Raw genomic sequence first — 12381 nt, forward strand, 5'->3', positions numbered from 1 at the left:
TTATGCGTGTCAGACCTGGTGATCCCAGGTACTCGATCACGAAGGAGAGTCGCCATGAGCACCACACTCGTACCGTTCGCCGACGTCGACCGGCTGTTCCGCAGCTTCTGGGACGCGCCCGTCACCGCCGGCACCGCCAAGGGCTTCGCCCCCGCCGCCGACCTCGCTCGTGAGGGCGACGACCTGGTGGCCCGCTTCGACCTCCCGGGCCTGGAGCCGGAGAAGGACGTCACCGTCGAGGTCGAGGGGCGCAAGCTGGTCGTCCACGGCGAGCGCCAGGACACCCGCGAGGAGAACGGCTCCGGCCGCCGGGTCCGCGAGGTCCGCTACGGCAGCTTCCGCCGCACGGTCGCCCTGCCGGTCGCGGTCGACCCGGGCGCCGTCAGCGCGAGCTACGACGCCGGCGTCCTGAGCGTCACCGTGGCGGGCGTCTACGCGGGCACCTCGCCCACCCGCATCGAGGTGCAGCGCGCCGCCTGACCCGCGGCAGAACAAACGGCCGGGGCGGTCCACACGGACCGCCCCGGCCGTTCGCTGTCCCCGGGTCCCGTCGGGGTCAGCTGGATGGCTCGATGCCGACCACGGTGTCGACGCGGAACGGCGTGCCCTGCTGGCACGTGGTCATGAGGGTGTCGTCGACGGTGCCGGTGATCTGGACCTCGCGGCCGGACGCGATGAGCGTCTGGTCGCCGCCGATCAGCAGATAGCCGTCGAGCAGCCAGCAGCCGGACTCGACGCCCGCCTCGGGGAAGCCGGTCAGCTCGGTGGGGCCGGGCAGCGTGGTGGGCTGGGGCACGGGGTCCTCGGTGCCCGACGGGTCCGGCTGCGGCTCGCCGCCGGGGCCGGTGGGGTCGGCGGACGGACCGCCGGTGGGGTCGAGGCCGGGATCGGTGGGGCCGTCGGTCGGGGCGCCGGGGTCGTCGGTGGGCAGTCCCGGTGAGGAGCTGGGCCCGCCGGTCGGTGTCACCTCCGCCGTCGGATCGTCGCCGCCCGTCGCCGGGACGTCGCTGCCGCAGGCCGCGAGCAGCAGGGCCGCCGCCGCGGCGACGGTCGTGAACAGCCGATCCATCCTCACGATGATCAGACGTCCGACGCCGCGCCCCGGTTCCGGACGCCGCCAGGCCACTAAGCTGTGACGGGTGATCTGGACCGTCGCCACCGACTTCGGCCCCCTCGTCGTGCGCGAGCAGATCGAGCCCGACGACGAGCCCGGCATCCTCGAGCTCTTCGCCGCCTGCGACGACTGGTTCGAGGCGGTCACCGGCGGGCCGTCGGGCCACGGCGACGTGCAGAGCCTGTTCTACTCGCTGCCCGAGGGCCGCTCGTTCGAGGACAAGCGGCTCTACACCGTCCGCGACGGCGAGAAGATCGTCGGTCTGGTCGACGCCGTGCTCGGGTACCCGCATCGCACCGCCGTCGCCGTCGGTCAGTTCCTCGTCGCGCCGTCGCACCGGGGCCGCGGCGCCGGCACCGCCGTCGCCGGCGTACTCATCGCCGAGGCGCGCGCGGCCGGCCTCGAGCAGGTCACCGCGACGGCGCACGACGCCTGGCCGGCGGGGCAAGCGTTCCTGCGCACGCTCGGCTTCACCGTCGGCCCCGACGGTGAACCACCGGCCCGCCGGGCGACGCTCGCCCTCGGCGGCTGAACCCTCCACCCGCCTTCCAGGCTCGGGCCGACGGTTCGTAGCCTGGACGGCCATGAACTGGTTGCCCTCCCGCCGGCACACGACCCGCGCACGTCAGGAGCTGGCGTCACTCACCGCGCGGATCGGCATGGAGACGATGTCGCAGTGGGCGCCGGGCCTGCTCGCCGAGGTCGACCAGCACGCCGCCGCCGTCCGCGACATCCTCGTCCTCGGCAACGCCGGCCTGGGCCCGGCAGAGCTGGCCGACTACGCGCGCGGCATCGAGGACGTCGCCCGGGACCACGGACGGGACAACGTGCGGCGGCCCGGCGGCGGCCACGACTGGGTCTGGCTGCGACTGGCCGGCGTCTGCATGCTGGCCACGGCCGACGGCGCCATGGCCAGCATCGCGGACGGTGACGCGGCGCTCTCCTGAGCCCGCGCCGTCACCGGCCCTACGGGTGCTCCTCCTGCGGCGAGGTCGAGTACGGACCCACCGCGTCGGCCCTCGTCGCCGACGGCAGGTCGCCCGGCCGCCCCGACGGCTGGACGCCCGCCGGCGTCTCGTGCGCACGTAGCGCGTCCTCACGACCGCGCTGGTAGGCCTCGCTGCGGGTCCGCGCCTCGGGCATCTCGCGTTCCGCTCGGCTCAGCCACCGTTCCCAGCGCTGCTCCATGGGCCGCAGCATCCCGCCGCCGACGCCGACGATGATCACACCGGCGACGGTGGCCAGCACGGCGATCAGCACCGGGGTGGTGACGGTCGTCGCCACACCGATCTGGTTCAGCGCCGCGATCACACCGAGGGCGATGACGAAGACCTGCACGATCGGGCGACCAGACGGCCGTAGCTCAGTCCGCTCAGCGCGCCGCCGACGAGGTCGCCGAGTGCACTGGCCACCGCCGTGGCGACCACGACGATCACCACCGCGACGATCGCCTGCGGCAGCCAGGCCACGATGTCGGAGAGCAGGTCGCTCACCGGATTGGGCCCGAAGACGCCGAAGGCCATCTGCAGGGCGAGCAGCAGCACCGCGTAGTAGACCAGGGTCGCGATCAGGCCGCTGGCGTCGTACTTCGACTGCGCCAGGGCCCGCCGGACGCCGCCGCGCTCCACCGCACGGTCGAAGCCCACCCGCTCGAGGATCACGTCGACCAGCTTGCGCAGCGCCTTCGCCACGAGCCAGCCGATCAGCAGGATCGCCAGGAACGCCACGAACCTCGGCAACCAGGTGATCACGGCGTCGAGCGCGTTGTTCCAGGACTGTTCGATGTCCATCCGGGCTCACATCCTTCCGGGCCGGGCCTGCCCGCCGCCGCTCGGCGGCCGCACCCGTGCCCTCCGGCATGCTGCGCCGATACCCCGGCGATGCGATCCCAACCGGCCCGGACCGGACGGCCGCGCTAGAGCCGCAACGCCCGCGGCGGCGACGCCAGCAGCTCAGCGTCGTCCCAGTCCATGCCGGGGACGTCGACGTAGAGCTCGATCTCGTTGCCGTCGGGGTCGGCGATGTAGAGGCTGTGCGTCACCACGTGGTCGGTGGCGCCGAGCACCGTCGCACCGGCCTCCTGCAGCGTGCGCAGCGCCTCGCGCAGCTCGTCGTCGGACGTGCCGATCTTCAGGCCGAAGTGGTACATCCCGACCCGGCGGCCGGCCGGCAGGGCGGCGGCGTCCGGGCCGACCTCGATGAGCAGCAGCTCGTGGTGGGTGCGGCCGGACGGCGCGTTGAACATCGCGAACGGCGCCGGCAGCGCGCCGGACCCGTCGCCGCCGGGCTTGGGCAGCACCTGCCGCCAGCCCAGGACGTCGCGGTAGAACGCCACCGAGCGCTGGATGTCGCGCACATAGAGCACGACGTGCCCGAGTTCCTTGACCTCCATGACAACCCCTCTCCGCCTACGCCGGGCACATCCCCTCGTCCGCGCCCGACGCAGAAAGTTGAACTCTCAACCATCATCGTATGCTGGATGACGTGAAGGCAACACGGTGGCTGAGTGACGATGAACAGAAGGTGTGGCGGCACTACCTGCTGGCGAACCAGCTGCTGTGGGCGTCGCTGGACCGCCAGCTGCAGCGTGACGCCGGCATGCCGCACGCGTACTACATCATCCTCGCGATGCTCTCCGAGGCGCCCAACCGCGAGCTGACCATGTCGCAGCTGGCCAAGATGGTCAGCTCGTCCCCCAGCCGGCTGTCGCACGCCGTCGCCAAGCTCGAGCAGGCCGGCTGGGTGCGCCGCCGCAAGCACGACACCGACGGCCGCACCACGCTCGCCTCGCTCACCGACGACGGGTTCGCCGTGCTGGCCGCGGCCGCGCCCGGCCACGTCGAGGAGGTCCGCGGCATCCTCTTCGACCCGCTCACGCCCGAGCAGGTGGAGCAGCTCGGCGACATCGTCTCGGCGATCGTCGCGGCGCAGGACGGCCGGGCTCCGCACCTGTGACAATGCTGCTGCGCAACGGCGGCAGCAGCCTGCCGGCGACGCCCCCGGACCACGCCGACACGACGCGAGAGAGGGCCTGAGACCATGCGCGACATCGCCGTATTCAGCGGGAGCGCCCACCCGCAACTGGCCGCCGAGATCTGTGCCCAGCTCGGGGCGGCCCTCAACCCCGTCCGCATCCAGCGCTTCGCCAACGACTGCCTCGAGGTGCAGCTGCAGGCGAACTGCCGCGAGCACGACGTGTTCCTGATCCAGCCCATCGTGCCGCCGGTGCAGGAGCACCTGGTCGAGCTGTTCCTCATGCTCGACGCCGCCCGGGGCGCCTCGGCCGCACGCATCACCGTCGTCATGCCGCACTACGCCTACGCCCGGTCGGACAAGAAGGACGCGCCGCGCATCTCGATCGGCGGCCGGCTCATGGCCGACCTGCTGACCACGGCGGGCGCCAACCGCGTGCTGGCCATGACATTGCACTCGCCGCAGGTGCACGGGTTCTTCAGCGTCCCGGTCGACCAGCTGCACGCGCTGCGCGAGCTCGCGGCGCACTTCCAGGGCCACGACCTCTCCAACACCGTCGTCGTCTCGCCCGACCTCGGCAACGCCAAGCCGGCGTCGGCGTTCGCGCGCATGCTGGGCGTCCCCGTGGCGGCCGGCGCGAAGCAGCGCTTCGCCGACGACAAGGTCACCATCACCGCGATCATCGGCGAGGTCGCCGGCCGCGACATCATCGTTCTCGACGACGAGATCGCCAAGGGCAGCACGCTGATCGAGCTGATGGACCGGCTGCGCGAGCGCGAGGCGCGGTCCATCCGGATCGCCTGCACGCACGGCCTGTTCGCCGACGACGCTCTGCGCCGGCTCGGCGACCAGCCCGACGTCGAGGAGATCGTCTGCACGAACACCGTCCCGCTGGCCAACGGCACCACGCATCCGAAGCTGACGGTGCTCTCGGTGGCCCCGCTGCTGGCCGAGGCGATCCGCCGGATCCACAACGGCGAGTCGGTCAGCGCGCTCTTCCACGACGCGTGAGATCTAGCTCACCCGCATCACCGGGACCAATACGGGCATTTCCCGGACGGCGCCCGATTTCGCGCTCCATACTCAGTCCTCATGACGAGGAGTCAGTTCGAGACCATGTCGGACTTCGCCGACCCGCTCACCGCTGTCACCCGCCGCGGCACGCTCGTGCCCGCCCAGCGCGAGGGGTTCATCGAGCTCGACGCCTCAGGTGAGCGCTTCGAGCTGCTCGGCCCGTTCGACAACGCCGCCGAGCTCGGCGACGACGTCGAGATCACCGGCGTCGTGGCGCCGCAGGGCCGCGGTGTCCGTGGCACGCCGGCCATGCTCGTGCGGCACGTCCGCCGGCTCTGAGACTCCACCCTTCCCAGCAACGACGAAGCGGGCGGCCGCCTGGCCGCCCGCTCCTCGGTGTCTTCGGATGGTGCGGTGGCTACTCCGGCAGCCCGGTCTCGACCGGGTGCCCGGCGCGGATCCAGGCGTTGGTGCCGCCGGCGACGTTGCGGACGTCGTAGCCCTGCGCGTCGAGGTAGTCGGCCACCTGCCCGCTGCGCCCGCCCACCGCGCACACGACGTAGACCGTGCGGTCGCGCGGGATGTCGTCGATCTGCTCGATGACCGAGCCCATGGGGATCAGCTGCACGCCGGGGATGTGCGCCTCGACGTACTCGCCCGGCTCGCGGACGTCGACGATGGCCGCGCCGTCCTTCCACTGCGTCACCAGCTCGTCGACGCTGACCTCGCCGGCGCTCACGGGATGCTCACGAAGATGTGCGCTGCGTCGGCCGCGGACAGCTCGACGGTCTCGGTGCTGCGCACCTGCACGCCGTTGTCGGTCGTGGTGGCCCGCACGGTGCGGCCCGGCACGATCTCGGCCTCGCGCAGGCTGGCCAGCAGCTTCTCGTCGACCTGCAGCGGCTCGCCGATGTGCCGGACGGTGACCTCGGCGCCGTCGGTGGTGCCGGCCTGGCGCAGCTGCCGGACACCGGAGCGGAAGTCCTCGACCACCGTGGCGCTGCCCAGCTCGGCCAGCCCCGGGATGGGGTTGCCGTAGGGGTCGGCCGCCGGCTCGTGCAGGAGGTCGACCAGGCGCCGCTCGACCGCCTCGGAGACGACGTGCTCCCAGCGGCAGGCCTCGTTGTGCACGAGCTCCCAGTCGAGCCCGATGACGTCGACCAGGAGGCGCTCGACCAGGCGGTGCTTGCGCATGACGCGCATGGCGAGCAGGCGACCCTTCTCGGACAGCTCGAGGTGGCGGTCCTCGTCGACGTGCAGCAGGCCGTCGCGCTCCATGCGGGCGACGGTCTGGCTGACGGTGGGGCCGGACTGGTGCAGTCGCTCGGCGATGCGCGCCCGGAGGGGGACGATGCCTTCCTCTTCGAGCTCGAAGATCGTCTTGAGGTACATCTCTGTCGTATCGATGAGGTCGCTCACCGGACGGCTCTCCTCGCATCACTCAGAAGTCGAAATGACCTGGGCCTCGTGGTGCCCTCGGTCCCGCGCAACCCGCCGGGGTTGGGGTTGATACGTCCGAGCTTATCGCGACCGCGTCTCGTTTTCCGGTTCCGCTCAGGTCAGCGGCACTGGACCAAGACGCCGGGTGCTCGCTCATGGGAGGATCACGGGGTGCCGGTTGTGAGCGTCCTGAGCCTCAAGGGCGGCGTCGGTAAGACGTCGGTCGCCCTCGGGCTGGCCGGAGCGGCCCTGGCACAGCGGTTGCGCTGCGTCGTCGTCGACCTCGATCCGCAGGGCAACGCCACCACGGTGCTCTCCCCCGGCGACGTGAAGTTCACCGCCAACGACGTGCTGGCCCGCGACCACCCGGTGGCCATCGGCGACGCCCTCGCCGTCAGCGGCTGGGGCGAGCAGGTCCGTCTCCTGGCCGGTGAGCCGGCGCTCGAACGGCGCAACCATCCGCCCGACGGCGTCCCGGGCCGCCACTACGTGCGCACCGCCCTCGCGGGTCTGCGCGACGCCGACCTCGTCCTGCTCGACTGCCCGCCGAGCCTCGCCGAGCTGACCCGCAACGCGCTGGCCGCCAGCGACGTCGCCCTCGTGGTCACGGAGCCGACGGCGTTCGCCCTGGCCGGCGCCCAGCAGGCCCTCGATGCCGTCGACGCCGTCCGCCGGGCCCACAACCTGCGGCTGCGGCCGGCCGGCATCGTCGTCAACCGCTTCCGAGCCGGGTCCGCGGAGCACCGGTTCCGCCTCGACGAGCTCATCGCCGCCTACCGCGACCTCGTCATCGACCCCGTCCTGCCGGAGCGCTCGGCCATCTCGCGGGCCCAGGGCGCCGGGCTGCCGGTCCAGCGCTGGCCGTCGCCGGGCGCCCGCGAGGCCGGCCGGGTCTTCGCCGGGTACCTCGAGCTGATCATGCGATCGGCCGGGGTCGGCGCCGGCCCGTTCTCGAAGGGGGCTTCCCGATGAGCGGCTCCATGCCCGCGCCGCGGCCCGCGCTGGTGCGCCGGTCCGACGGCACGGTGGGCTCCACCGGCGGCCACCTGTCGTCGCTCGCCGTCGACGAGGCCGCCGTCGCCAAGGCGGTCAAGAAGCACAAGAAGAAGACCCACTCCGGCGACGACGACGCCGAGCTGACGGTCCCGCTGTCCAAGCGCGACCGCAAGCGGCTGCGGCGCAAGGCCGACGCCTACGGCTGGACCGCCGAGGAGGCCGCGGCGCACGTGCTGCGCGCCTGGGCCGACGAGTAACCCCGTCGCCGACCGCGAGGTCCCAGGCGGCGGCGAGTCCCCCGAGGGAAAGGGAATCAGCCCCGGCTTCACGGTCCTGCAGGTGCCCGTACCTGCCGTGGAGTCGTTCGTCCGGGGCCGGTTCGAGCACTACGACCCCGCATACCTGTCGGCCGACCCCGCGTTCACGCACGCGCACGTCACGGTGCTGGCACCGTTCCTGCCCGCACCGACGGCGGGCGAGCTGGCCACGGTCGGGGCGATCCTGGCCGGGACCGAGCCGATCGCGTTCGAGCTGCGCCGGCTCGAGACGTTCCCGAACGGCATCATCTACCTCGCGCCGGAGCCCGACGACCCGTTCCGTGCGCTGACCGAGCGGTTCGTCTCGGCGTTCCCGCAATGTCCCCCGTACGGCGGGCAGTTCCCCGACATCGTGCCGCACGTGACCCTCGACCAGCGCTCGGCCGACGTCTCGGTGGAGTCCACCCGAGACCGGCTCGGCGACTCCGTGCCGGTGCGCTGCGTGGCCGACCGCGTCGACCTCGCGTGGTACGAGCCGGGCCGGACCCGGATCCTGACCAGCTGGCCCCTCGGGGTCAGAGCTGGATCGCCTTCAGCTCGGTGAACTCCTCGACGCCCGCCACGCCCATCTCGCGGCCGGTGCCGGACTGCTTGGTGCCGCCGAACGGCGCGAGCGGGTTGAACCGGCCACCGTTGACGTAGACCTGGCCGGCCTCGAGCCGCCCCGCGACGGCGAGGGCGTGGTCGCGCTCGCCGAAGACCGCGGCGCCGAGGCCGTAGATCGTCCCGTTGGCGATCGCCACCGCCTCGTCCTCCGAGTGGTACGGGATCACGCTGAGCACCGGGCCGAAGATCTCCTCCTGAGCGACGACCGACCGCGGGTCGACGTTCGCGAAGATCGTCGGGCGGATGAACGCGCCCCGTTCGAGGCCGGGGACCCGCCCCGGCCCGCCGTGGACGAGGTCCAGCCCGGCGGCGACGCCGCGCTCGATGTAGGCGTTGACCCGTTCCCATTGGGCCTCGGAGGCGAGCGGGCCGAGCCGGGTGGTCTCGTCCCACGGGTCGCCGACGGTGTACGCCTGGGCCGCGTCGACCAGCGCGGCCACGATCTCGTCGTGCCGGTCGGCCGGGACCAGCAGCCGGGTCCACGCGCCGCAGGCCTGGCCGCTGTTGGTCCAGCTGTAGGCGAGCGTCTCGGCGACGGCGTGCTCCAGGTCGGCGTCGGGCAGGACGAGGTTCGCGGTCTTGCCGCCCAGCTCCAGCGCGACCCGCTTGACGGTGTCCGACGCCGCGACGGCGACGCGCTTGCCGACGGCGGTGGACCCGGTGAACGAGACCATGTCGATGCCGGCGTGGGTGGTGATCGCCTCGCCGACGACCGCGCCGACGCCGTGGACGATGTTCAGCGCACCCGCCGGCAGGCCCGCCGCGGCCGCCGCCTCGGCCAGGATCGGCGCGGTCAGAGGGGCGGTCTCGGCCGGCTTGAGCACGACGGTGTTGCCGGCCAGCAGCGCCGGCGCGATCTTCGTGATCACCTGCTGGAGCGGGAAGTTCCACGGCGTGAGCGCCCCGACGACGCCGACCGGTTCGCGGACGACCAGGGAGTTCCCGATCTCCTCGGTCCAGGCGATCGTGCCGGCGAGGCTCGCGACCGCCTCGGTGACGGCGACCGGGAAGCCCGCGTGGGCGGCCCGCGCGAGCGCGATCGGGGCGCCAATCTCGGCGGTGATGGCGCGGGCGATCCGCTCGCGGCGAGTTTCCAGCTCGCCGGCCAGCCGGTGCAGCACGGCGCCGCGGTCCGCAGGGCTGGTCGAGGACCACGCCGGGAGGGCGGCGCGGGCGGCCGCCACCGCGCGGTCGACGTCGGCGGCGGAGCCTCGCGGGACGGTCGCCACGACGGCGCCGTCGACCGGGCTGACGACCTCCATGGTCGGGCCGTCGCCGGGGGCGGTCGCGCCGCCGATCCAGTGCCCGGCGATGTCGAGCTCGTGCGGTGCGGGGACGAGTGTGAGTGCGTTGGTCATGCTTCCACCCTGTGGCGGTGCCGCCGGTCGAACCATGCCCGGTCGATCCCCCTCAGCCGGCCGTCAGCCGGTGGTGAAGACGGTCAGGACCTGGGACCGGTCCGGGTCGATCAGATTGTCGCCGCGGACGTCGATGACTCCGAGGTCCCGGTGGACGAGCCGCTTCGGCGGGCACACCGCGTCCGGCACCGGCTGGGTCGCCCAGACGGCGGCGAACTCGGGGCTGCGACGGCGAAGCTCGGCGACCAGCGTGGCGGCGGGTGAGCGCGGACCGGCCGCAGCGGACGCCGTCGCCAATCCCGCGACCAGGGACCGCGAGTGCGCCGCGTGGTCCTCGGCCGGCGTGAGCATGCGTTCGGAGGGGTCGGTGAACCAGCGGTAGGCCCGACTGCGCGCCGCCCCGGTGTGCCGCGACTCGTCGCCCAGCAGGTCCCTGGCGGCCGGGGTCTGCAGCAGCGTCCGGCCGACGGCGTCGGACACCATGGCCGGCACGTCGTCGCCCAGCCGGTCGAGGACGCGGCGCAGGCCGGGTGCGACCTCGCCCGGGCCGTCGTCCGGTCCGCCGGCTCGCGGTGGTGCGGCCCGGCCGGCGAGGTCGAACAGGTACGCCCGTTCGCCGTCGGTCAGCCGCAGCGCGCGGGCGAGCGACGTCAGCACCTGGCCCGACGGCACCGGCCCCCGTCGCTGCTCGATCCGGGTGTAGTAGTCGGCCGAGATGCCACCCAGCAGGGCGACCTCGTCGCGGCGCAGACCCGGCGTGCGCCGCGCCCCCGGTCCGGGCGGCAACCCGACGTCGTCGGGTCGGAGTGCCGCCCGGCGGGAGCGGAGGAAGTCGGCCAGCTGGGCTCGTTGCACACCCTCTCAACAGCGCCGCTGCCGGCCGCGATTCCGCCGTCGCACGACGGGTCAGGCCTCCTGCGCCCCGGGGTTCCCGGCCTCGATGACGTACGAGGCGCCGGTCCGCAGCGGCGCGCCCGGCGTCGAGACCTGGTCGAGGATGCGGTAGTCGACCTCGTAGGTGTCGCGGTCGAGCCGGCAGGACACGTAGCCGCGGCGGTTGCTGTTGTAGCGCAGGTGCGGGTTCTCCGGCAGGACGGAGGTGTAGTACGAGGACAGGTCGGTGCCGTTGCCGCCGGACGTGATCGACGTGCAGACCAGCTCGGTGCCGATGACCGGCGACGACTCGTTCTCGAAGTTCTGCCGCAGGTCGGACATGAAGTGGGCGTGGATGTCGCCGGTCAGCACGACGAAGTTCTCCACCTCGCGGTCCACGACGTAGTCCATGAGCCGCTGCCGCGACGCCCGGTAGCCGTCCCAGGCGTCGGTGAGCCCGGCGTCGCGGTCGTCGCCCGGGATCGCGCCGCCGGCCTCGAGGTCGAGGTTCGCGAACAGCACCTGCTGCGGCACGACGTTCCAGACGGCGGTCGACTCGCCCAGCTGCTGCTCCAGCCAGGTCGCCTGCGCCGAGCCGAGGATGGTCGCCGACGGGTCGAGGTCGCCGCCGCACATCGCCGGGTAGGTGTCGTTGCAGGGCTGGTTGGTGCGGTACTGCCGGGTGTCCAGCACGCTGAACCGGGCGGTGTCGCCGTAGGTGAACCCGCGGTACAGTGGAAGGTCGGCGCCGACGGCACGGCGGTCGGCGCGCAGCGGCATGTGCTCCCAGTACGCCTTGTAGGCGGCCGCCCGGCGCCGGGTGAAGTCCTCGAGCGAGCCGTTGCCCTGGTTGGAGTCGGTGTTCGTCGGCAGCAGCGCGGCGTAGTTGTTGTCGACCTCGTGGTCGTCCCAGGTCACGATCCACGGCGCGACCAGGTGCGCGGCCTGCAGGTCGGGGTCGGTGCGGTACTGCGCGTGCCGGCGGCGGTAGTCGTCCAGGCTCTGGATCTCGCGGCCGACGTGCGAGCGGAGCGCGTTCGGGTTGCCCTGCCCCTCGTAGAGGTAGTCGCCGAGGTGGAAGACCACGTCCGGGTTCTCACCGGCCAAGTGCCGGTAGGCGGTGAAGTAGCCCTGCTCCCAGTTCGAGCAGGACGCGAACGCGAAGCTGACCGGCGGCGTCGTGCCCGGCGCCGGGGCCGTTCGGGTGCGGCCCACCGGCGAGACGTCGCCGCCGACGATGAAGCGGTAGTAGTACCAGCGGTGCGGCTTCAGGCCCCGCACGTCGACGTGCACGGTGTGCGCGTCCTCGGCCTTGGCCAGGTCGACGCCCTGGCGGACCAGACGGCGGAAGCTCTCGGTCTCGGAGACCTGCCAGCGGACGGGGACGCTGCGCGAGGTCATGCCGCCGTTGGGCTCCAGCGGCTGCGGCGCGAGGCGGGTCCACAGCACCACGCCGTCGGGCAGCGGGTCGCCCGAGGAGACGCCGAGCGTGAACGGGTAGTCGAGGATGCGCTCGTCGGCGTTCGCGAGCGTCGGGACGAAGGCGATGGTGGCGAGGGCGCCGGCGCCGGCCAGCACCTGCCGGCGGCCGAGCAGGGGTCCGTGGGACATCGGGGGCACGCCTTTCTGCGGAGGGTGCCCCGATGCAACCGGCGGGCCGTGAACGCGAGCGGCGCGAACTCGTGATCGG

Annotated in this window: 16 protein-coding genes and 1 pseudogene; 9 read left to right on the forward strand and 8 right to left on the reverse strand. The window is 72.9% G+C overall.

Annotated elements, in window-relative coordinates:
* Nucleotides 1-54: 54 nt before the first annotated feature.
* A complete protein-coding gene (locus tag HD601_RS05290; protein ID WP_184819965.1) occupies nucleotides 55-480 on the forward strand; it encodes an Hsp20/alpha crystallin family protein in 426 nt (141 codons plus the stop codon).
* Between the two features lie 76 nt (nucleotides 481-556).
* On the opposite strand, the gene HD601_RS05295 is transcribed toward HD601_RS05290, so the two are convergent.
* A complete protein-coding gene (locus HD601_RS05295; RefSeq protein ID WP_221440551.1) occupies nucleotides 557-1069 on the reverse strand; it encodes a hypothetical protein in 513 nt (170 codons plus the stop codon).
* A gap of 70 nt (nucleotides 1070-1139) precedes the next feature.
* Here HD601_RS05295 and HD601_RS33450 point away from each other — a divergent pair, with 70 nt between their 5' ends.
* Together HD601_RS33450 and HD601_RS05305 are read left to right on the forward strand one after the other, a co-directional pair.
* The gene (locus HD601_RS33450; RefSeq protein WP_184819967.1) at nucleotides 1140-1646 is read left to right on the forward strand and encodes a GNAT family N-acetyltransferase; all 507 of its coding nucleotides are present in this window, start codon (nucleotides 1140-1142) and stop codon (nucleotides 1644-1646) included.
* Between the two features lie 52 nt (nucleotides 1647-1698).
* Nucleotides 1699-2061 carry a DUF6401 family natural product biosynthesis protein gene (locus tag HD601_RS05305; protein ID WP_184819969.1) on the forward strand — a complete coding sequence of 121 codons (363 nt, stop codon included), beginning with the start codon at nucleotides 1699-1701 and terminating at the stop codon, nucleotides 2059-2061.
* A 19-nt stretch (nucleotides 2062-2080) separates the two neighbouring features.
* On the opposite strand, the pseudogene HD601_RS35420 reads toward HD601_RS05305, so the two are convergent.
* Both HD601_RS35420 and HD601_RS05315 read right to left on the reverse strand, forming a co-directional pair.
* Nucleotides 2081-2904 (reverse strand): annotated as a pseudogene (locus tag HD601_RS35420) (mechanosensitive ion channel family protein).
* A gap of 125 nt (nucleotides 2905-3029) precedes the next feature.
* Nucleotides 3030-3506 carry a VOC family protein gene (locus HD601_RS05315; RefSeq protein ID WP_184819971.1) on the reverse strand — a complete coding sequence of 159 codons (477 nt, stop codon included), beginning with the start codon at nucleotides 3504-3506 and terminating at the stop codon, nucleotides 3030-3032.
* Between the two features lie 92 nt (nucleotides 3507-3598).
* Between HD601_RS05315 and HD601_RS05320 the strand changes: the two genes are divergently transcribed.
* The 3 genes from HD601_RS05320 to HD601_RS05330 all read left to right on the forward strand — a co-directional run bounded on the left by HD601_RS05320 (nucleotide 3599) and on the right by HD601_RS05330 (nucleotide 5440).
* The gene (locus HD601_RS05320; RefSeq protein ID WP_221440554.1) at nucleotides 3599-4069 is read left to right on the forward strand and encodes a MarR family transcriptional regulator; all 471 of its coding nucleotides are present in this window, start codon (nucleotides 3599-3601) and stop codon (nucleotides 4067-4069) included.
* Between the two features lie 84 nt (nucleotides 4070-4153).
* Entirely contained in the window at nucleotides 4154-5098 is a 945-nt protein-coding gene (locus HD601_RS05325) for a ribose-phosphate diphosphokinase (RefSeq protein ID WP_184819975.1), read from the forward strand.
* Nucleotides 5099-5179: 81 nt separating this feature from the next.
* Nucleotides 5180-5440 carry a hypothetical protein gene (locus HD601_RS05330; protein WP_184819977.1) on the forward strand — a complete coding sequence of 87 codons (261 nt, stop codon included), beginning with the start codon at nucleotides 5180-5182 and terminating at the stop codon, nucleotides 5438-5440.
* A gap of 79 nt (nucleotides 5441-5519) precedes the next feature.
* Here HD601_RS05330 and HD601_RS05335 read toward each other — a convergent pair whose 3' ends face one another.
* A complete protein-coding gene (locus HD601_RS05335; protein WP_221440555.1) occupies nucleotides 5520-5840 on the reverse strand; it encodes a rhodanese-like domain-containing protein in 321 nt (106 codons plus the stop codon).
* The gene (locus tag HD601_RS05340) at nucleotides 5837-6520 is read right to left on the reverse strand and encodes an iron-dependent transcriptional repressor DtxR (protein WP_184819979.1); all 684 of its coding nucleotides are present in this window, start codon (nucleotides 6518-6520) and stop codon (nucleotides 5837-5839) included. The genes HD601_RS05335 and HD601_RS05340 overlap by 4 nt, the downstream gene beginning before the upstream one ends.
* Nucleotides 6521-6721: 201 nt before the next feature.
* Between HD601_RS05340 and HD601_RS05345 the strand changes: the two genes are divergently transcribed.
* From HD601_RS05345 to HD601_RS05355, 3 genes are all read left to right on the forward strand, one after another.
* Nucleotides 6722-7513 carry an AAA family ATPase gene (locus HD601_RS05345; protein ID WP_221440556.1) on the forward strand — a complete coding sequence of 264 codons (792 nt, stop codon included), beginning with the start codon at nucleotides 6722-6724 and terminating at the stop codon, nucleotides 7511-7513.
* A complete protein-coding gene (locus HD601_RS05350) occupies nucleotides 7510-7794 on the forward strand; it encodes a hypothetical protein (protein WP_184819983.1) in 285 nt (94 codons plus the stop codon). Before HD601_RS05345 ends, HD601_RS05350 begins: the two co-directional genes overlap by 4 nt.
* Before the next feature lie 82 nt (nucleotides 7795-7876).
* A complete protein-coding gene (locus HD601_RS05355) occupies nucleotides 7877-8398 on the forward strand; it encodes a 2'-5' RNA ligase family protein (protein ID WP_221440557.1) in 522 nt (173 codons plus the stop codon).
* Here the strand turns inward: HD601_RS05355 and HD601_RS05360 are convergent.
* The 3 genes from HD601_RS05360 to HD601_RS05370 form a co-directional block, all read right to left on the reverse strand.
* Nucleotides 8370-9818, reverse strand: coding sequence for an aldehyde dehydrogenase family protein (locus HD601_RS05360; protein WP_184819985.1), 1449 nt, complete (start codon nucleotides 9816-9818; stop codon nucleotides 8370-8372). The genes HD601_RS05355 and HD601_RS05360 overlap by 29 nt on opposite strands.
* A 63-nt stretch (nucleotides 9819-9881) precedes the next feature.
* Nucleotides 9882-10673, reverse strand: a complete 792-nt coding sequence (locus HD601_RS05365; RefSeq protein ID WP_184819986.1) for an MmyB family transcriptional regulator — start codon at nucleotides 10671-10673, stop codon at nucleotides 9882-9884.
* Between the two features lie 51 nt (nucleotides 10674-10724).
* Nucleotides 10725-12302, reverse strand: a complete 1578-nt coding sequence (locus HD601_RS05370; protein WP_184819988.1) for an alkaline phosphatase D family protein — start codon at nucleotides 12300-12302, stop codon at nucleotides 10725-10727.
* Between the last annotated feature and the right edge of the window lie 79 nt (nucleotides 12303-12381).

This window comes from Jiangella mangrovi (assembly GCF_014204975.1).
GTDB classification, from domain to species: domain Bacteria; phylum Actinomycetota; class Actinomycetes; order Jiangellales; family Jiangellaceae; genus Jiangella; species Jiangella mangrovi.